The 18,352-nt window shown below is 42.9% G+C and carries 17 protein-coding genes and 5 pseudogenes; 9 read left to right on the top strand and 13 right to left on the bottom strand.

Translation table 11 applies throughout. The features are described from left to right. Positions 1–183 precede the first annotated feature (183 nt). The gene (fdhF, locus tag ACH97_RS12300; protein ID WP_020452286.1) at positions 184–3,123 is read left to right on the top strand and encodes a formate dehydrogenase subunit alpha; all 2,940 of its coding nucleotides are present in this window, start codon (positions 184–186) and stop codon (positions 3,121–3,123) included. Between the two features lie 21 nt (positions 3,124–3,144). Further along, positions 3,145–3,624 carry a helical membrane plugin domain-containing protein gene (locus ACH97_RS12305; RefSeq protein WP_020452287.1) on the top strand — a complete coding sequence of 160 codons (480 nt, stop codon included), beginning with the start codon at positions 3,145–3,147 and terminating at the stop codon, positions 3,622–3,624. Between the two features lie 73 nt (positions 3,625–3,697). On the opposite strand, the gene ACH97_RS12310 is transcribed toward ACH97_RS12305, so the two are convergent. Continuing rightward, positions 3,698–3,877 (bottom strand): hypothetical protein, encoded by a 180-nt coding sequence (locus ACH97_RS12310; protein WP_154495329.1) that lies wholly within the window; start codon positions 3,875–3,877, stop codon positions 3,698–3,700. 291 nt (positions 3,878–4,168) lie between these two features. On the opposite strand from ACH97_RS12310, the gene sigK reads away from it, so the two are divergent. Further along, positions 4,169–4,894, top strand: a complete 726-nt coding sequence (sigK, locus tag ACH97_RS12315) for an RNA polymerase sporulation sigma factor SigK (protein WP_003183729.1) — start codon at positions 4,169–4,171, stop codon at positions 4,892–4,894. A gap of 185 nt (positions 4,895–5,079) precedes the next feature. On the opposite strand, the gene ACH97_RS12320 is transcribed toward sigK, so the two are convergent. Continuing rightward, positions 5,080–5,604, bottom strand: a complete 525-nt coding sequence (locus ACH97_RS12320) for a GNAT family N-acetyltransferase (RefSeq protein ID WP_020452288.1) — start codon at positions 5,602–5,604, stop codon at positions 5,080–5,082. Between the two features lie 123 nt (positions 5,605–5,727). On the opposite strand from ACH97_RS12320, the gene ACH97_RS23810 reads away from it, so the two are divergent. Then, positions 5,728–6,150 (top strand): hypothetical protein, encoded by a 423-nt coding sequence (locus tag ACH97_RS23810; RefSeq protein WP_048350309.1) that lies wholly within the window; start codon positions 5,728–5,730, stop codon positions 6,148–6,150. Between the two features lie 37 nt (positions 6,151–6,187). Next, positions 6,188–6,495 (top strand): annotated as a pseudogene (locus ACH97_RS22910) (sigma factor-like helix-turn-helix DNA-binding protein); the annotation flags it as partial. A gap of 165 nt (positions 6,496–6,660) precedes the next feature. Here the strand turns inward: ACH97_RS22910 and ACH97_RS12330 are convergent. From ACH97_RS12330 to ACH97_RS12350, 5 genes and pseudogenes are all read right to left on the bottom strand, one after another. Next, positions 6,661–6,918: pseudogene (locus ACH97_RS12330) on the bottom strand (MFS transporter); the annotation flags it as partial. 291 nt (positions 6,919–7,209) lie between these two features. After that, a pseudogene (locus ACH97_RS12335) lies at positions 7,210–7,392 on the bottom strand (VOC family protein); the annotation flags it as partial. A 109-nt stretch (positions 7,393–7,501) separates the two neighbouring features. Continuing rightward, positions 7,502–7,726, bottom strand: a complete 225-nt coding sequence (gene cotD / locus ACH97_RS22915) for a spore coat protein CotD (protein ID WP_075752209.1) — start codon at positions 7,724–7,726, stop codon at positions 7,502–7,504. Positions 7,727–8,160: 434 nt separating this feature from the next. After that, a pseudogene (locus ACH97_RS24485) lies at positions 8,161–8,971 on the bottom strand (Cof-type HAD-IIB family hydrolase). A 55-nt stretch (positions 8,972–9,026) separates the two neighbouring features. Then, positions 9,027–10,355 (bottom strand): 6-phospho-beta-glucosidase, encoded by a 1,329-nt coding sequence (locus tag ACH97_RS12350; RefSeq protein ID WP_020452298.1) that lies wholly within the window; start codon positions 10,353–10,355, stop codon positions 9,027–9,029. A gap of 210 nt (positions 10,356–10,565) precedes the next feature. Here ACH97_RS12350 and ACH97_RS12355 point away from each other — a divergent pair, with 210 nt between their 5' ends. Beyond that, complete coding sequence (locus tag ACH97_RS12355; protein ID WP_048350351.1) at positions 10,566–11,297, top strand: MurR/RpiR family transcriptional regulator; 732 nt, start codon at positions 10,566–10,568, stop codon at positions 11,295–11,297. A gap of 315 nt (positions 11,298–11,612) precedes the next feature. On the opposite strand, the gene ACH97_RS12360 is transcribed toward ACH97_RS12355, so the two are convergent. Together ACH97_RS12360 and ACH97_RS12365 are read right to left on the bottom strand one after the other, a co-directional pair. Continuing rightward, a complete protein-coding gene (locus ACH97_RS12360) occupies positions 11,613–12,182 on the bottom strand; it encodes a flavin reductase family protein (protein WP_025811105.1) in 570 nt (189 codons plus the stop codon). A gap of 247 nt (positions 12,183–12,429) precedes the next feature. Beyond that, positions 12,430–13,275: a MerR family transcriptional regulator gene (locus ACH97_RS12365; RefSeq protein ID WP_048350353.1), complete on the bottom strand. Its 846-nt coding sequence runs from the start codon at positions 13,273–13,275 to the stop codon at positions 12,430–12,432. A gap of 357 nt (positions 13,276–13,632) precedes the next feature. Here ACH97_RS12365 and ACH97_RS24045 point away from each other — a divergent pair. Continuing rightward, positions 13,633–13,815: pseudogene (locus ACH97_RS24045) on the top strand (hypothetical protein); the annotation flags it as partial. 119 nt (positions 13,816–13,934) lie between these two features. Here the strand turns inward: ACH97_RS24045 and ACH97_RS24355 are convergent. Continuing rightward, positions 13,935–14,261, bottom strand: a complete 327-nt coding sequence (locus tag ACH97_RS24355) for a LysR family transcriptional regulator substrate-binding protein (protein ID WP_152846873.1) — start codon at positions 14,259–14,261, stop codon at positions 13,935–13,937. After that, complete coding sequence (locus ACH97_RS12375) at positions 14,225–14,797, bottom strand: LysR family transcriptional regulator (protein WP_306419667.1); 573 nt, start codon at positions 14,795–14,797, stop codon at positions 14,225–14,227. The genes ACH97_RS24355 and ACH97_RS12375 overlap by 37 nt, the downstream gene beginning before the upstream one ends. 128 nt (positions 14,798–14,925) lie before the next feature. Here ACH97_RS12375 and ACH97_RS12380 point away from each other — a divergent pair, with 128 nt between their 5' ends. Next, complete coding sequence (locus tag ACH97_RS12380) at positions 14,926–15,543, top strand: RraA family protein (protein WP_020452302.1); 618 nt, start codon at positions 14,926–14,928, stop codon at positions 15,541–15,543. Between the two features lie 49 nt (positions 15,544–15,592). Here ACH97_RS12380 and prpF read toward each other — a convergent pair whose 3' ends face one another. Next, entirely contained in the window at positions 15,593–16,747 is a 1,155-nt protein-coding gene (gene prpF, locus ACH97_RS12385) for a 2-methylaconitate cis-trans isomerase PrpF (RefSeq protein ID WP_020452303.1), read from the bottom strand. A gap of 384 nt (positions 16,748–17,131) precedes the next feature. Here prpF and ACH97_RS12390 point away from each other — a divergent pair, with 384 nt between their 5' ends. Next, on the top strand, positions 17,132–17,551 hold the full coding sequence (locus ACH97_RS12390) for a hemerythrin domain-containing protein (protein ID WP_020452304.1): 420 nt from the start codon (positions 17,132–17,134) through the stop codon (positions 17,549–17,551). Between the two features lie 85 nt (positions 17,552–17,636). Here ACH97_RS12390 and narI read toward each other — a convergent pair whose 3' ends face one another. Continuing rightward, positions 17,637–18,338: a respiratory nitrate reductase subunit gamma gene (gene narI, locus ACH97_RS12395; RefSeq protein ID WP_020452305.1), complete on the bottom strand. Its 702-nt coding sequence runs from the start codon at positions 18,336–18,338 to the stop codon at positions 17,637–17,639. Positions 18,339–18,352: the final 14 nt, after the last annotated feature.

The following is an 18,352-nucleotide window of genomic DNA, read 5'->3' on the forward strand; positions in this document are numbered from 1 at the left end:
GATGGATTTGTAATACCGTCGTGTTATGAATCTATCGAATTCTGACAATATAGGATTGGTCTGTTAGTAAGCTTTGCTAGTAAACTATTCCGCCATGTATGTCTATACCGCTTTCCGCGCCAGGATTCGGTATATATGTACATGGCTTTTTTGATTTTGAAAAGATGATGGAGGGGAATAAAGATGGACGGAAAGCCAATCAGTGTCCGGATAGACGGCAAAGAAATTAAAGCAGCGGCCGGGGCAACCGTTTTAGACATATTGAACAAAAACGGGTTTGAACACCCGCAAATATGCCATGTTCCGGAGACGGATCCTATTCAAACGTGTGATACCTGTATTGTGGAAGCAGACGGAAAATTAAAACGGGCATGCTCCCTGCGGGCAGAAGACGGAATGACGGTCAGCCTGTCTGGAGAACGGGTCAAAGCAGCACAAAAAGAAGCAATGGACCGCCTGCTCGAAAACCATTTGCTTTATTGTACGGTATGCGACAACAACAACGGCAACTGTACGCTACATAATACGGCAGAAATGATGGGAATCGAAGAGCAGAAATACCCTTACACGCCAAAAGAAGACCCGTCTTGCGCAGTCGATATGTCGCACCCCTTTTACCGCTATGATCCGAATCAGTGCATCGCATGCGGACAATGTGTTGAAGTGTGCCAAAACCTGCAGGTCAATGAGACGCTCTCAATTGATTGGGAGCGTGAACGGCCGCGGGTGATCTGGGATGAAGGCGTTTCAATCAACGAGTCATCATGCGTCAGCTGCGGGCAGTGTGTCACGGTTTGTCCGTGCAATGCGTTAATGGAAAAATCGATGCTTGGAAAAGCCGGGTTCATGACAGGCATCAAACCGGATGTCATGGAGCCAATGATCGACCTTGTCAAAGATGTAGAGCCGGGATACAGCAGCATCTTTGCCGTTTCAGAAGTCGAGGCGGCGATGCGTTCACAGCGGATCAAAAAGACAAAGACCGTCTGTACATTTTGCGGTGTCGGCTGTTCATATGAAGTATGGACAAAAGGCCGTGACATCTTAAAAATTCAGCCTGTGTCAGAAGCTCCCGTCAACGCCATTTCGACGTGTGTGAAAGGGAAATTCGGATGGGATTTCGTAAATGCGGAAGAACGTTTAACCAAACCGCTGATCCGCAAAAATGACGAATTTGTAGAATCAACTTGGGAAGAAGCGCTTGACTACGTCGCCCGCAGATTAGGCTCGATTCGGGAGCAGAGCGGAAAAGACGCCGTCGGGTTTATTTCGTCTTCAAAAATTACGAATGAAGAAAACTACTTGATGCAAAAGCTGGCGCGGCAAGTATTTGGCACAAACAATGTCGACAACTGCTCGCGGTACTGCCAGTCTCCGGCAACGGACGGATTATTCCGCACAGTCGGCATGGGCGGTGATGCCGGCACCATTCAAGACATCGCGAAAGCAGGCCTCGTCATCATCGTCGGCGCCAACCCGGCCGAAGGCCACCCGGTACTGGCAACCCGTGTGAAGCGCGCCCATAAGCTTCACGGACAAAAGCTGATCGTCGCCGACCTTCGCAAAAACGAAATGGCCGAACGCTCGGATCTGTTTATCAGACCGCGGCAAGGAACTGATCAAGTATGGCTGATGGCCGTGACGAAGTATATGATCGACCAAGGCTGGCACGATCAGGCGTTTATCAATGAAAACGTCAATTTCTTTGAAGAATATAAACAATCGCTTGAGACATACACCCTTGAATATGCAGAAAAAATCACAGGCATTAATCAACAGACGCTGATCCAAATCGCTGAGATGATCCGTGACGCCGACGGCACGTGCGTCCTCTGGGGGATGGGAGTCACCCAAAACACAGGCGGTTCCGACACGTCCGCCGCGATTTCAAACCTTCTTTTAGCTACCGGCAATTACCGCCGCCCGGGCGCTGGGGCGTACCCGCTCCGCGGCCACAACAATGTCCAGGGCGCCTGCGATATGGGGACGCTTCCCGGCTGGCTTCCGGGATATCAGCATATTACAGATGACAAAGCGCGGAAAAAGTTCGAAAAAGCTTACGGCACAACAATCGACGAGAAGCCCGGACTCGACAACATCGAAATGCTTCACGCCGTTGAAGAAGGCAAAATGAAAGCCATGTATATCGTCGGAGAAGATATGGCTTTAGTCGATTCAAACGCAAACCGGGTCCATGACATTTTATCAAGCCTTGATTTCCTTGTGGTTCAGGATATGTTTCTTTCAAAAACAGCCCAATACGCCGACGTTGTTCTGCCTGCGTCAGCTTCGCTTGAAAAAGAAGGAACTTTTACAAACACGGAAAGACGCGTCCAGCGATTGTATCAGGCCCTTTCGCCCCTCGGAGACGCAAAGCCGGACTGGGTCATCATTCAAGAGATCGCAAACCGGCTTGGAGCTGACTGGCATTACAGCCACCCGGGAGACATTTTTTCAGAAATGGCAAGCCTGTCACCACTGTTCGCAAAGGCGGATTATGACGCAATTGAAGGATGGAACAGCTTCCTGTGGGGCAGCCTGACCGGAGAAAGCACGCCTCTTTTATATGAAGACGGCTTTAACTTCCCTGATCGGAAAGCGCGCTTTGCCCTAGCAGACTGGACAGAGCCTGCCGAATTCCCTGAAGAGTACGACCTTCACATTAACAACGGCCGAATGCTGGAGCATTTTCACGAAGGAAATATGACGAACAAATCAGCAGGCATCCAAGCCAAAGTGCCGGACGTCTTTGTTGAAGTCTCGCCTGAGCTCGCCAAAGACAGGGGCATCTGCGACGGATCGCAGGTCAGACTGATCTCGCCGTTTGGCTCCGTAAAATTAACCGCGCTTGTGACAGACCGGGTTAGAGCGAACGAATTGTATTTGCCGATGAACTCGACAGATAAAGAATCGGCGATCAATTTCTTGACAGGCCCCGCAGTAGATGCGCGTACCAATACACCTGCTTACAAGCAGACAAAAGTGCGTATGGAAGTGCTCGGCGGATGCGCAGAACCGCCGCTGCCGAAAACAAATCCGCGCAATAAGAAACGCCATCCGCAAAACGGAGCTGAAGTCGAGCGGAAATGGAAGCGTCCGGGGTACGTTCATTTAACAGACTAAATCAAAAGGAGGTCATCACACATGGCAGCTCCCATCACCGCCATCCGCAAAGAAGACAAATCTGAGGAGCAAATGAAGCTTGAAAAATTAGAAGAACTCAAAACCCTTTTGGCTGAACAGGAAGCCGCCGTTTCAAAAACGATGAAGCTTCTCGGCGAACTGAACGGCCTCGGGGTCCTTGATGCCGCAGACAGCATGATCGGCGCGAAGGAAGATATCGCCAAAATCGTCCTCGGCCAGCTGTCTAAAGAGCCGGCCAAAAACCTGATGAATACAGCCATTGCGACAGGCGGCGCGCTCTCCAAAGCCGAACCGGAAATCATGGGGAAACTGGTAGAAAGCATCGTCGCCGGCACAAAACAAGGAGAAGACTTTTTAAAAAGCGATAAAAAAACCGGAGTCCTCGATCTGCTGAAAGCCATGAACGACCCGGACATCAACCGGGCCGTCGGCTTCGGCCTGCAATTTTTAAAAGGCATGGGAAAAGCATTGAAAGACTAACAAATAAGAAAACCGGCTCACCACTTTGAGCCGGTTTTCCTATTGGCGATAGAAGCAAACGCTTTCTGTCGCCTCATTTGCTGTGTGTTTCATCTTTTTTATTCAGCGATTCTTTTAAAATATTAAAAACTGCCACCGCAATAACGACAGTCATTAAACCTGTCGTCAGCGGGTTTGGGAAGGTTTCCTGAACTCCGATCATGACCACGCTCAGTACAATTAACGAAAGTATGAACAGACGTTTGTTTTTCATCTGCCGCACCGGACCGACTGGTTGATAACGTTTACCCTATGGTGAACCGTCCGGCACCCTCACCTCCTTGCCTTTATTATCCCGCTCTTGTTAACTTTTGTAAACGGATAAAAAATGGAAGCGGTTGCACCAGTCGCCATCACCGGCGAAAACAAGCGGCTTCATGCAGAACAGAACGCCGGAATATTTGGCAGTCCGGCAATTTTGCCGCGTACAGACACAGACATCCCCCCTCCCACATACATTTACATATAGGCTTCTGCCTACATACATTATGTGGAGGTGCCGATAATGACAGGTGTTTTTGCAGCGCTCGGTTATGTCATCAAGGAACTCGTTTTTTTAGTATCATATGTGAAAAACAATGCCTTTCCACAACCGCTGTCAAGCAGTGACGAAAAAAAGTACTTGGAGCTGATGGCCCAGGGGGATGAACACGCGAGAAACATGCTGATCGAGCATAACCTCCGGCTGGTCGCCCACATCGTCAAAAAATTCGAAAACACAGGCGAGGATGCAGAAGACCTGATTTCCATCGGAACGATCGGGCTGATCAAAGCAATCGAAAGCTATTCAGCCGGAAAAGGAACAAAGCTCGCCACTTATGCGGCGCGGTGTATAGAAAACGAGATCCTCATGCATTTGCGGGCATTGAAAAAAACGAAAAAAGACGTCTCACTCCACGACCCGATCGGCCAGGACAAAGAAGGCAACGAAATCAGTTTGATTGATGTCCTCAAATCAGAAAACGAAGACGTCATCGACACCATCCAGCTCAACATGGAGCTTGAAAAAGTCAAAAAATACATCGACATCCTTGACGGCAGAGAAAAAGAAGTCATCGTCGGCCGCTTCGGTCTTGATTTGAAGAAAGAAAAAACGCAGCGCGAGATCGCGAAGGAGCTTGGGATCTCGCGGAGCTATGTGTCTCGGATTGAGAAGCGGGCGCTGATGAAGATGTTTCATGAATTTTACCGGGCTGAGAAGGAGAAGCGGAAGAAGGCGAAGGGGAAATGAGATCAATGAAGAGGCTTGGGATGATATAAAACCCAGCCTCTTTTTATGCGAGCTAATTTGGCTGGATAACGGGTGCGATCATTGGCCTGGTAACGAGCATCCCGACTCCCCCAAAGCAGCCAAACAGATTTTTTTATTTCATCTGCCCTACCTTTAGGGGAGCATATAATAACGCGGAGATCATTTTATAACAAAAAACTATTTATATCCGTCCAGCAGATAGCAATGGCTTTGAAATAATCTTCACCGAATTGTATTTGTTTTGTTGTGCTCTGCCTTCCACCTAATTTTTCATAAAAATTTATCGATGGATTACCGGCTAAAACCCATACCATTAATGATTTTATGTTTTTCTTTACAAGCTCCTCTACAACCGCCCTCATTAGTCGAGAGCCGATTCCTTTTTTTTGATACTGTAACAACAGATAAATCGCGGAAACTTCACCCTTATATTTGCTAAGATGATCGCGATTTGGACCTCCGGAAGCAAAGCCTATAATTTTACCGTCGGTTTCTTCTGCAACATAGACAATATCTTGATTTTGAGGATCACTTAATGAAGTTTTCCAAAGCTCTGCCTGATTTTCGACAGAGAGCTTAGATAACGTGTCATCAGGCAATACTCCTTGATATGTGGTTTTCCAACTTTCCACATGAACTTCGGCAATTGAATTAGCGTCTGACACTTTGGCTTTTCTTATTAAAAACATTTTTCCTCCTATAATTAATATTTTTCTTAAAGAGGATATCGCAAATATCGGCGGCTTCTCTTAAATGGTTAAAATCTGAATATATCTTTTATTGGATTACTTCGAAGGTCTAGGGGTATTGTTTTGAAGAAGGCCTCGCCTTACCCTACAGCTAATGAAGTTAGAGTCAAAACTGTTTGTTTTACTCTGCTCGCAGGAACCCTGGTCCAAATGCTTGTCAAAGAAATTGCCGCTCCAACCAAAGTGCCTGCCGGAACGTTATTTGTTACAGTCCCCTTGTATACTTCTTTGTATGCTGACAAGCCTCATTCAAATTCTTTCTTTGATTCTAATATTACACGGTTTAATAAGGTCATGCCTGTTGACGGAGTCATAAAACAAGCACCTGTAAAAAAAGTGCTACTCTCCCCCTTGAATATCCAAATCATTACCTTTTATTTTATAAAAAGGAGTTATTCACGCAATACTTTTGTCAATATAAATTCCCTAAAGTCAATAAATCGCTTTTGGTATGTAACAAGCTATTGTAAAACTCCTTTTATCTGAACTTTTCACCTGAATTCCAAACAGGTAACCTATGGGTGGCAACGAAATCAGCCTCAGCGATGTCCTCAAATCGGAAAACGAAGACGTCATCGACACCATCCAGCTCAGGCACAGAGCTTGAAAAAGTCAAAAAATACATCGACACCTGGACAGCAGAGAAAAAGAAGGCATCGTCGGCCGCTTCGGTCTTGATTTGAAGAAGGAAAAAACACAGCGCGAAATTGCGAAAGAGCTTGGGATCTCGCGGAGCATGTGTCGCGGATTGAAAAGCGCGCGCTGATGAAGATGTTTCATGAGTTTTATCCGGCTGAGAAGGAGAAGCGGAAGAAGGGGAAGGGGAAGTGAAATCAATGAAGAGGCTCGGGATGATATAAACCCGGCCTCTTTTTATACGAGCTAATTTGGCTGGATAACGGGTGCGTCTTCTGCTCGCTGAAGTTTCTCCGTATGGAATAAATCAGCCAATTTGATTGCGCTTGGAGCGTTTCAGCTTCACTTGTGACCATTTGTTTATTGAACTTTTTTATGTGTGAGAAATAGACTTGGAATGAAGATTATGGAAATGACTATTGTAGAAACTAAGAACCCGGCATGATAACCTTTTAAGCCATTCGCAATCGTTGGTTGCAATCCTTGCATGACAGTTGCGCCAACGGTTGCGATCACAGCTGACCCAAAGCTTGAACCAAGGTTTTCAATAATATGAATACCGACACCTGCTTCTGGAAATTGTTTGCTGTCAAGCCCTGTATAAGCGTCGCTCGTCAACGTATTATCTTTCTCCTATCGGAACTCCAATGGACACATATGATTGTGTTGTTTGACATTTAACGAACACGGCGGGCATTAAGTATGAGAAACTTCAAATGTTTGATATGGCCGGTTTTTATAACCGACGGCAAGCTTTCACTTACAAAAACGGATAATCTCAAGTAGTAAACGAAATAAATGTATAACCCCATCCTAAAAATAAGACAGGGTTAACATAAAGTTGTTTAATTTTTGATAAAAATCACTTCACTGAACTAAATATTTGCCAATCAAGTCATTAAAGCTGCGTTACTTCTGTATGATCTGAATATGGTTGCCGCATGTATCGTCGAAGACAGCTATTGTGACTTCGCCCATTTTTGTCGGCTCCATCGTAAACTTCACGCCGTTTTCCAATAATCGTTCGTACTCTTCACGAATATCTGCAACGCCAAACATTGTTACTGGGATGCCTTCGGCAAATAGCTTCTTTAGACCAATTCCTTCCGTGATCAGTAGCTATCCAAGTCAAAAAGCACCCTTCATTTGGGTGCTAAATATGAAGATGCACTGTAAACCATACAGACATTGTTTAATCCCACTAGTTACAACAAGGTTTACCACAATGAGTGTGAGAGTGTGTAACCGGATCGTAACTAGAATAAGAATGCGGATATTGATGCACATGCTGGAAATGCTGGTGATGCACATTTGTTACATGCTGCGGATGAATATGTGGGACAATTGTTTTTGAAAAAGTATGATTTTCACAACAGTTAGTCGGATGCACAATTGGCGGCATCACATTTGTTTTACAATGAAACATCACTAAATCCTCCCTTCAATCACAGTAAATTCATTATTAAACTATGCTATAGAGTGGATACATGTACTATTACAATCACCTATATTTACTCTGTTTTTATCGACTATTCATTTCCTCCATCTAAAAAAAGAAAAAACGCAGCTCGGGATTTCGTGGAGCTATGTGTCGCGGACCTGAGAAACGGGCGTTGATGAAGATGTTTCATGAGTTTTACCGCGCGGAGAAGGAGAAGCGGAAGAAGGCGAAGGGGAAATGTTGCCGCAGAAGCCGGACTGACAACCCGGCTTCTTTCATTAAGCTCTCAATTAAAACAAAACTTACGATCAGTTACGAAACCCTATCATTTGAAAATTCAGCAAATGAAATATGCAGCTAAGTTATTGAAGAATCTATTTTTCAGCAAAAAAAGCTTATGAAGCTATAAGCCATTATTGTTAAATAAAAGGCTCTTCATTTTTAAGAATGGCGTCTATTGCATTTAAGACGCCCTCTTCGTTATTTGTTGTGTAATATATCGGGAAGCATCTTTAATCATTTTCTGGGCATTCTCCATTGCGATTCCATACTGAACAGTGGAAATCATCTCCAGGTCGTTTCCGCTGTCTCCAAATGCAGCTGACTCAGCATCACGAATCCCCCACCGCTCTTGAAGGATTTTAATCCAGCTTGCTTTATGAAGGCCGGGTATAATCAAATCGATGTCGCCATGTCCGCTTGATACGGGAGTAACGAGAGAACCGATTGACTTTTTCAAGTCGCGTAAAAGTCCTGAAACATCTTCCGCGGAAAAGCTTGTGGAGAACTTGAATATTTTATCATTCAGATTTTCGAAACGAGGCACTTTTTGCAGTTTATGATAATATTTACGAGCATGATGATATGCATCGTCGCGGACATCTTCATGTATATAAGCACTTTTTTTCCGCAAACAATTAGATTTGTGTATTCGTATCCTTCTAAAACATCGATAACCTTTTTTATCGTTTCTTTAGACATTTCGCTTGAGAATATTTCTTTTCCCGAATCTATTACATAAGCACCGTTCTCAGCAACGAAAGCTATTTCATTTTCAATTGATGGAAAAAAGGATTTAAGCTGATCATATTGATTCCCGCTTGCAACAACAAATTTTATCCCCCGTGCTTTTAATTCACGATATTGTTTCATAAAACGATCTTTGTTATATTTCATTTCATCGTCCAAAAACGTTCCGTCCATATCAACCGCTATGAGTTTTATGCTCACTTTTTCCTCCTTATCAGCATAAAGTGAACGCCCAATTTAACCAACTGCTCCTCCCTTATGCTTCTATTTTTTTGAAAAACCTTGGCAAATGCTCTTTATGCGCTTCGAGCATTTCATCTAAAATCGCTTTGCCGATTTTATCAGAAGGGACAAGCGGATTGATCGTCATCGCCAGCAAAGCTGTATCATAGCTTCCTGTTACAGCGGCTTCGGCGCCTACTCGTTCAAATGACTTGATTTGCTGGACGAGTCCCCGGACTGCAACTGGCAGATCACCATGAACGATTGGCCTTGGACCTTCTTTTGTAATCACACAGCTTACTTCGACCGCAGAGTCATCCGGAATACTTGCAATCGCTCCGTTGTTGATTGTATTAACCGGCTGAATATCACGTTTATCGTTATAGATAGACGAAATGAGACGAACGGCTGCATCGCTGTAATACGCTCCGCCGCGCTCCTCTAATTGGGGAGGTTTAACGGCCAGATCGGGGTCTTTGTACAGCTCAAATAATTCCTCTTCAAGCTTCTGAACGACTTCAGCTCTCGTTGTTCCCTTTTTAAAGTTTTCCAATTCTTTTTGGAGCATCTCATCTGTCTTATAATAGTACATATGATATGGGCAAGTTAACACATTTAATGCCCGGATAAATTCCGGCTCCCAGCCTTGCCCTTCGATGTTTTTTACAAAACTGCTGTTCTCGGGATCTGATAACAGCTCCATCACTTTCTCTTTTACGCTGACTCCGTCGACGTATACATCCAATCCATATACCATATGATTGAGACCGGCGAAATCAATGCGAACCCGTGAATGATCAACATCCAAGAGCTTGGCGATCCCCATCTCAATTCCGATTGGAACATTGCATAAGCCGACAATTTTCTTATGGTCAGTGTAGCGAAGGACAGCTTCGGTCACCATGCCGGCAGGATTTGTAAAGTTGATTAACCAGGCATCCGGACATAGTTCTTTCATATCTTTTACAATATCCAATATAACCGGAATGGTACGCAGCCCCTTAAACAATCCGCCCGGTCCGTTTGTTTCTTGGCCCAAAACTCCATGACTTAAAGGTATTCTTTCATCCTTTGCACGGGCATCAAGCAGCCCTACGCGAAACTGAGTCGTAACAAAATCGGCATTGTGTAAAGCTGATCTCCTGTCAAGCGTTAAATGAATTTCAATTGGAAGACCGGCTTTTTCAATCATTCTTTTCGCAAGGTTTCCGACGATTTCTAATTTTTCTTTTCCCGCTTCAATATCTACCAGCCATAACTCTCGAACCGGCAATTCATCGTACCGTTTGATAAACCCTTCTACTAATTCAGGAGTATAACTCGATCCCCCGCCAATCGTGACAATTTTAATACCTTGTGTCATCCTCTTTACACCTCCGGGTAATTTTAGCAAAAGTACTTATGGATAAATTGTATCTGCAGATGAGCAAGCCGGTAAATAAGCCGGTAACATGTTGTTTTTAATCACACAAGAAGTCATTTGTCGCACATATGTAACACTATGTTTCTTATGAAGCAGGTATGCTAAGATGGAGTTAGCAGAAAGGGTCAAGGGAAGGAGAGTCCCGCATCCATGTTTACACACGAGATCATCGCTTCGTTTAATGAACTGGAAACTTCTTTATACAATTACATTTGTCAAAATGGCGAGAAAGTCGTCTATATGCGAATCCGCGAATTGGCAGATGAAACCCACGTATCAACAGCCTCCATTCTGCGTTTCTGCAAAAAATTAAATTGTGAGGGTTTTTCGGAATTTAAAGTGAAGCTTAAAATGCAGTTAGAAAAAGATAAAAAGACGGTATTGAAGAGTTCCCAACATTCAGTAGCCGAGTTTTTTGAGAGAACATTAAAAGGAGACATAGAAGAAAAGATTGAGGAGGCCGCACTTCTAATTGCCAAAGCGGAGAGTGTCATTTTTATCGGCGTAGGAAGCTCAGGTATTCTTGCCGAGTATGGAGCAAGGTATTTCTCATGTTTAGGCAAATTTTCAATGTATATTAAAGATCCTTACTTTCCGACGCACTCCCAATTCCGCCGCAATAGCATAACGATTGCTTTATCCGTCTCAGGTGAAGGCCATTCTACAGTTACTCATCTTCATCAGCTCAAGCAAGAAGGAAGTAAAGTGATCAGTATTACAAATCATAAGCACTCCACAATTGCCAGAATATCCGACATTAATATTGCGTATTACGTGACAGAAGAGTGGTTTGAAAATGCTAATATTACTACGCAAATCCCCGTTATGTATATTTTGGAATTAATGGCTCGCGAAATCTATAAGCTTAGCAATAAAGACTAATATCGCTACCTTCGGCCTGGTGCTTCTGGGCTTGATTTAAAGAAAAGAAAAAACGCAGTCCAAAATGCGATTTCGCGGAGCTATATGTCCCGGGCCCGAGAAACGGGTGCTGATGAGGATGTTTCATGGTTTTACCGGGGGAAGAAGAAGCAGGTGTGATAAAAAAATTCTATGTCTCCTCCAAAGCTAAGGACTGTTCCTCCCAAAAGCGTTAATAAAAGAGAAATAACGAGTGACATGATCCTCTTTTTTATAAAAAAAGACCGCAAAGCTTTCTTAAAGTAGCTTTGCGGAATGCGGAAGAGCCTGAATGTTTCAATCAGTTTTGGGATAAAAAACGTGTTGACGCTCCTCTGCTTGACTATTTAATATTCGATAGCTGGACCCTCCAATATGAAGCGGAACATCCAATTTTTCTAAATTCGGCATACCATTTTTTAAGAAAAGCTCTTTATCTTGATATCTCTGTAAAACTTCTCCCGCAATCCACTCTTGATCGCCCAAAGTGGAAATACTGTGTACTTTACACTCATAAGCAAAATACGCATCAGTTAAAATCGGTATCTCAGCTTTTAGTCCTTCTTCGTATTGAATATGAAATGCTTCAAACTTATTTAAATCTCTGCCGCTATGGGTGCCTAATGCTTGAATGAGTTCCGAACATCTCCCCGGAAGAAAATTCACACCGAAAACGCCGCTTTTCTCAATCAATTTGTAAGTATATGTCTCTTTATTTATCGATATCCCATACATTCCGGGAGAAGATCCAATATACGTATGCCACCCGGAAGCCATTGCGTTTTTTTCACCTTCATATTGAGCCGTAACGACAGCTACCATTCCAGGGTAGGCGTACCAAATGGGTTCATCTATCGGTGCTCTCATCTTCATCGCTCCTTTTGTTTTAGATTCATTTTTTATTTAAATTTGAGAGGCACACATCTAAATCGCCAGGTACTTCTTCAAATGAACCATTCGTTTAGAATTTAATAAATGGGCTTCCAGCAGGCTTTGCGGCATGAGTAACCGAAGCGTCTTATTTTCTGCCATCTTATACATCCTTCCTTTCAAATATTAATCAGAACGATGCATAAATCATAAACCCTATAGCAACTATAGGGTCAAGGGGTTTTTATTTTTTCCGCACTCTAAATTCTGTGAGGAAGTCTTCTTCTTTTAAAGAGTTATAGCTGTTTGGAAAAGAAACTTGATATACTTTTCCATCCGTTTGAATGCCATGTGATTCAATAAAATCGTACAGTTTTTGATAGTATGAAAAATAATTTGTTGCCGTGCAATCAAATGAAATACATACATATTCGCCGGATGGGATTATATCTATATTCATGTTTTGTTCCCCTGTATCTATCTTTACTCCATCATAAATCGTAGTATAAACGCTGTTGCAATAAATGTCACCGGAATCTTTATAAGGCTTTAAATCATAAATCAATCCATAATAGTTATCAACGATTTCTCCTCTTTCTTCAAGAACTTCAGCCAATTTTCGGTAATACAAATCTGATTGGTCATGAGGATTCACTTGAGGTGTCACTGCTTTTAAAATGGTTTGGTCTCCTATATGTCGAACATAAACTAGACCTTCTTCTTTTTTAGTGCGTATCTCCAATTGTTCATTAAGCTGGTGCTTTCTTCTTTGAAGCAATTGCCTGGCACGTTCGAGTCTTTCCATCTCACGCTCAATCACGCTTTCTTGCTCCTCAAGAAAGGCTTGCATCCGTTCGGGGGTAGATGTATGCGAAATCATTCGCTTAATTTCTCCCAACGGCGTTTTAATAGATTTGAGATATTTTATAATATCTAAATAAAAGAACTGTTTAACATGGTAATATCGATAGCCATTATCCCGGTCTGTGCATTGAGGCTTAAAAATTCCGATCTTATCATAATAGCGCAATGTTTGAATGGAAATGTTATTAAGACGGGCTGTTTCCCCGATTGAAAAATATTCCTTCAACAATCTCATCCTTTCTTCTTAGTTTCTAATTCTTTATGTATTTCACGATAGGTTCATGGTTCTTCTGATTATCGAAACGCGAATAGAAATTAACCACATTATAGCAATTTCACGGTCGATGGAGCATATATAATGTCTTGAATAGCGGTATTCCCAGGGATTGTGCTGAAAAAAACAACAGAATATGCGACATACTAAGCATCTTCAAGTTCAATGTTTAATCCGCCACCTGATCTTGTATGCAGATCATGACCATAAACTCTCCCTGAACGTGGCAACGAAATCACCCTTACGATGTCCTCAAGGTCGAAAAAACGAAAGCTTCATCGTCACCATCAAGCTCATGTATAAAGCTTGAAAAGTGAATCATTCATCGACATCCTTAAGGAGAGAGAAAAAGAAGTCATCGTCGGCCGCTTCAGCTTGATTTGAAGAAAGAAAAGACGGAGCGTGAAATCGCGAAGCTGCGTGTCTGGGCCTGGGAAGCACGCTTTGATGAAGATATCTCATGAGTTTTGCCGTGCTGAAAAGGAGAAGTGACGTCAACCAAAAGCAAGCTAATAAGTCGTGCCATTTATACATTATTTTAGAATTGATCATCTTTTTATTAATTCCCCCCCCCCCAATATTAAAACCGCGTGATTGCTTACCACGCGGTTCTAATCAAATCTATAATTCTCAACAAAATAGACAAATTCTTTTGCCGTTTTCAATTTGATGGTTTCGTTATGATAGATCATCCAAGTTTTTCGAATCAGCGGTTCATCATGTGCATCTTTTATCGTAAAACATTTTATATCTTTATCTTCTTTTAAAAGGACGCTTGGGAGGAGGCCATATCCCAGTCCATTTCTCACCATTTCTTTACATGTATCGGTACTATCCACTTCGATCTCTATGCGCGGGGATGGCGAAAATTTTCCTCTCCACCAATCATCGATTAACCTCTTTAGGTTCGCATCCGTTTTATATTCAATCCTCGGCAATTCGGGAAGCTGTTCGAGATCGATTTTTTCCTTGGAAGCAATACAAATATTTTCTTCAAAGAGGAAACATTTCGATTCCGCCCATGCGAATCTCCACGTACAAATCCAAAATAAACTTTTTTATTATAGACAAGATTATACACTTCGCTGCTCAACCCGGTGATAACCTCATAGTCTACTCTCGGATAGCGGTTTTTAAAAAGTCTCAGTATGTTTGGAAGCATATTTTTCGCAAAAATATTAGACACGCCTAACCGGATGGTTCCAACTACCTCTTGATTCATATTCCAAATGGTTTCTTTCATTTGACGCATTCTTTCAATCATTTCACCAGCACATTTGGCGAGGTACTCACCTTCTGCGGTAAATCGAATCCCTCTTGTTCCACGTTCTATGATCGGTACTTGAAACTCTTTCTCGATGTGCTTAATGCGCTTTGTTAAAGCAGGTTGGGATATGTATAAAATCTGAGCAGTTTTAGAAATGTTGTTATGAAAATACAGATTTTCAAGCATTACCCAATCACGATCATCCATCCTGGCCACTCCATCATTACAAATAGTTTTCGTTATAGCTAAGTATAACATTTTTGAATACTGATACAGCTCATTTTTTCGGTATAGTATGGTTATGAAAAAATTCAAACAAAGAGGTGCTTGAATTCATGGATCAAATAATTGATCAGTTTCACTCCATTCCTACTACCTGCATTTCTGATGCTCTGGACGGTTTGAATAACTTACACCCGAGTATTAAGCCGCTAAAGGAAGACTTCGTCCTTAGCGGAAGAGCTTTTACGGTAAAAATGCCCGTAGGTGATAATTTAGCCGTACTTAAAGCCATTCGAACAGCCAAACCTGGAGATATTCTTGTCATTGATGCGAAAGGCGATGAATATAGAGCGATTGCGGGAGATTTTGTCGTCGGAATGGCCAAAACACTGGAATTAGGCGGAATTGTTGTGGATGGAGTCATCCGGGATTCGACGGGAATAAAGGAACTGGATTTTCCTGTTTTTTGTAAAGGGACAACCGTTGCTGCAAGCGGTAAAGCGGGTGTCGGCGAATTAAACGTTCCAATTTCTTGCGGGGGTGTTTCAATTAAACCCGGTGACATTATTGTTGGAGATGCAGACGGCGTTGTGGTGGTCCCGAAGGAATTAGAAGAAGCAACACTAAAAAAAGCCAAGGAAAAGCTGCTCAAAGATCACCAACGAGAATCCTCGATTTCTGGTGACAAAGAAGCGACGATCAAATACTTAGATTCAATGATTTCCAAATAACTGAGTGTAAACAAAAGGGCTGGCATCCATGCAGCCCTTTTATGATCTGTTATTCTTGATCCGGTATCAGAACCAAGCCCTCCATTAATCTTCGAGCACTTCGGCTCATGGTTACTTTCTTCACTTCCCATCCTGCTTGATCATGAGCAGCTTCTGCACCCACTTTCAAAGTACCGGATGGATGACCGAAACGGAGCTCCGGCCTCGCATCCCCTATAATCCTGCTGACAATCGTTCCCGGTATTGCGGCCGCGGCAGCAATAGCTACAGCGCCTGTACCGGTCATGGCATGATGAAGCTTACCCATGGAAAGAATGCGTGCCAGAATATCGATATCTTCTCCATGTACTTCTTTTCCGTCAGATGTTGTGTAGCTCGCAGAGGTTTCAAAAAATGCGATTTTAGGTGTGTGCTGACGATTGGTCATTGCGTACTCCACGCTTTCCGCTAGACCCATCATCACCGCTCCATGGGCCCGAATCGCTTCAAAACGGGTCAATAGATCCGCATCGCCGTTGATATCTCCTTGCAGTTCAGTTCCCGATAATCCCATTGAAGACGCAGAAACAAAGACAGCAGGGTTTCCAGCGTTTATTAAAGTAGCCTCGACTTCTCCTACGCCTGGCACATGAATGATATCGATCGGATTCCCGGTCGGAAACATGTTTCCCCCATCGGCACCCGGATCAAGGAATTCAAGCTTTATTTCCGGTGCAGGGAAAGTGACTCCGTCCAGCGCGAAATCTCCAAGCTCTTGCACCTCCCCATCCTTCATCGGGACATGCGCCACGATCTTCTTCCCGATATTCTCCTGCCAGATATTGACCTCAGCCACGCCATCCAGCGGGGCATCTACCAGACCTCGAAATATCGAAGGACCTACAGCTGAAGTAAGATTCCCGCAATTTCCACTCCAATCAACCAATGGCTGTCCGATGACCACCTGTCCGAATAGGTAGTCTACATCACATCCAGGACGATTGCTTTTACTAACAATAACCACCTTGCTCGTACTCGATGTGGCACCACCCAAACCATCGATCTGCTGGCCGTAAGGATCTGGACTGCCTATTGGACGCAGTAAAACTTTATCACGTTTAGATGGATCGGTTGGCAAATCTTCTTTAAGAAAAAAGACACCCTTGCTTGTCCCGCCTCGCATATACATTGCTGGAATTTTGATTTGTTTTCCCCATTTATTCATCACTGTCGTTCCCTCCATGTTCTTTTCATAAAAAGAATGGATAGGCTCTTGTTAAAAGCACGCTCTAGCATCCTCATCATAAATATTTTATCTCAGTGTTTGAAATAAAAAAAATAACTATATTTGATACCCAGCTATTAAATAAGTGAATAACAGCGATCCTCCGTAAGAAAAAGCTCTGGCTGGCGACAGAATGGATATTAGTGATACATAAGGAGATTACCCAGCGCTTGAAACGCGATCGTTAACAGCGCCGACAGCTCCTAAAAACAGCGATTCTATGGATAAATCACTATGCAGAACTTGTTTGAAAATTATAATATTTGTTCATAATGGATATGAACATCCTTAGCGTATTTCGGGTAAAAAGGAGGGTTACTTTAATTGTCAGGTCCATCTTTGAATAAATTAGGTTCTCATAGATCCATCCACGATGGAGCAGTAACAGAAGGAAGGGATTTGATGGAGGTATTAGAACAGGTTTATGGCGAAAAACATAAAAAGCATGCTATGATTGCAGCAAGGGCTCTTCTCGAACATTGGGAAACCCGTACAATTGCACATGCGGATTCAGAAGAAGAGGGTTTATACAAAAGAAAGCTTGAAGAAAACCCGGATATCTCTCATACACTAAGCATGCTTAAGCGTGATCATGATTTACTTAGGATACTGGTAAGCGATATAAAAGAAGAACTGGATAAACAAGGGGTAAACGATGATGTAATCGACCGTTTTAAAGCGATATATGTTCTGGTTCAAATACATAATCGCGATGAGGAAAGCTATTTGCTGGACGGTCATTAAAAAACGCGCTTTTTATTCAATGATCATGAAATGAGCCACTCTTGAGTACTGAAGTGGCTTTTTGTGTTTGGGCAGGTTCATTTTTCTATTTAAGCGCTTTTTTCGGATTCATTTTTCTGAATACAATATACTTTCTAGATAAGTATTCTAAAGGCAGACTCCACACATGGACCAGTCTCGTGTAAGGCCATACGGCAAATAAAACAAATGCCGCCAAAATATGAAGTTGAAACCCGAGCGGTGCGTTCATCACTAAATACGGAGAAGGCTGAAAGCTTAAAATTCCCCTGAACCACGGACCTATTGTTGCCCGATAATCAAACTCTCCTCCTGTCGCTGTATAAGCGACTGTATTTGTAAAACCAACAACGGTCACTACTCCGATTAAAAGCAATACATAAAGGTCTTTCTTTGAGCTGTTTCTCCTTACCCTTTTACTTCTAAGCCGACGTACTGTCAATAAGGCTCCTCCGACAACCATCATCACCCCGGCGGCTCCCCCGAACCATACAGCGCCAAAATGATACATATGTTCAGTTATTCCGACTGCATCATAAAACGCTTTAGGAATCAGCACTCCTGCCACATGTCCGAAGAAAACAAAAATGACACCATAGTGAAACAGCGTACTCCCCCACTTCAATAATTGATCTTTTTGGATAAATTCACTTGATTGTGCCGACCAACCGAATTGATCTGTATTATAGCGATGAACATGTCCGACAACAAAAATGGTTAACGATAAATAGGGAATGATCACCCATAAGAAATAATCTAGTTCTGTCATAACAATCCCTCCAA

Origin of the sequence: Bacillus paralicheniformis, from assembly GCF_001042485.2 — a bacterium.
Taxonomy (GTDB): domain Bacteria; phylum Bacillota; class Bacilli; order Bacillales; family Bacillaceae; genus Bacillus; species Bacillus paralicheniformis.

Excerpts from the sequence above, each read along its gene's own strand:
- ACH97_RS12380 (WP_020452302.1), top strand. The coding sequence starts at position 14,926 with ATGGATCAAATAATTGATCAGTTTCACTCCATTCCTACTACCTGCATT.
- cotD (WP_075752209.1), bottom strand. The coding sequence starts at position 7,726 with ATGTTTCATTGTAAAACAAATGTGATGCCGCCAATTGTGCATCCGACT.
- ACH97_RS12355 (WP_048350351.1), top strand. The coding sequence starts at position 10,566 with ATGTTTACACACGAGATCATCGCTTCGTTTAATGAACTGGAAACTTCT.
- ACH97_RS12320 (WP_020452288.1), bottom strand. The coding sequence starts at position 5,604 with ATGTTTTTAATAAGAAAAGCCAAAGTGTCAGACGCTAATTCAATTGCC.
- sigK (WP_003183729.1), top strand. The coding sequence starts at position 4,169 with ATGACAGGTGTTTTTGCAGCGCTCGGTTATGTCATCAAGGAACTCGTT.
- prpF (WP_020452303.1), bottom strand. The coding sequence starts at position 16,747 with ATGAATAAATGGGGAAAACAAATCAAAATTCCAGCAATGTATATGCGA.
- ACH97_RS12375 (WP_306419667.1), bottom strand. The coding sequence starts at position 14,797 with ATGGATGATCGTGATTGGGTAATGCTTGAAAATCTGTATTTTCATAAC.
- ACH97_RS12360 (WP_025811105.1), bottom strand. The coding sequence starts at position 12,182 with ATGAGAGCACCGATAGATGAACCCATTTGGTACGCCTACCCTGGAATG.
- ACH97_RS12305 (WP_020452287.1), top strand. The coding sequence starts at position 3,145 with ATGGCAGCTCCCATCACCGCCATCCGCAAAGAAGACAAATCTGAGGAG.
- ACH97_RS12350 (WP_020452298.1), bottom strand. The coding sequence starts at position 10,355 with ATGACACAAGGTATTAAAATTGTCACGATTGGCGGGGGATCGAGTTAT.
- fdhF (WP_020452286.1), top strand. The coding sequence starts at position 184 with ATGGACGGAAAGCCAATCAGTGTCCGGATAGACGGCAAAGAAATTAAA.
- ACH97_RS12310 (WP_154495329.1), bottom strand. The coding sequence starts at position 3,877 with ATGAAAAACAAACGTCTGTTCATACTTTCGTTAATTGTACTGAGCGTG.
- narI (WP_020452305.1), bottom strand. The coding sequence starts at position 18,338 with ATGACAGAACTAGATTATTTCTTATGGGTGATCATTCCCTATTTATCG.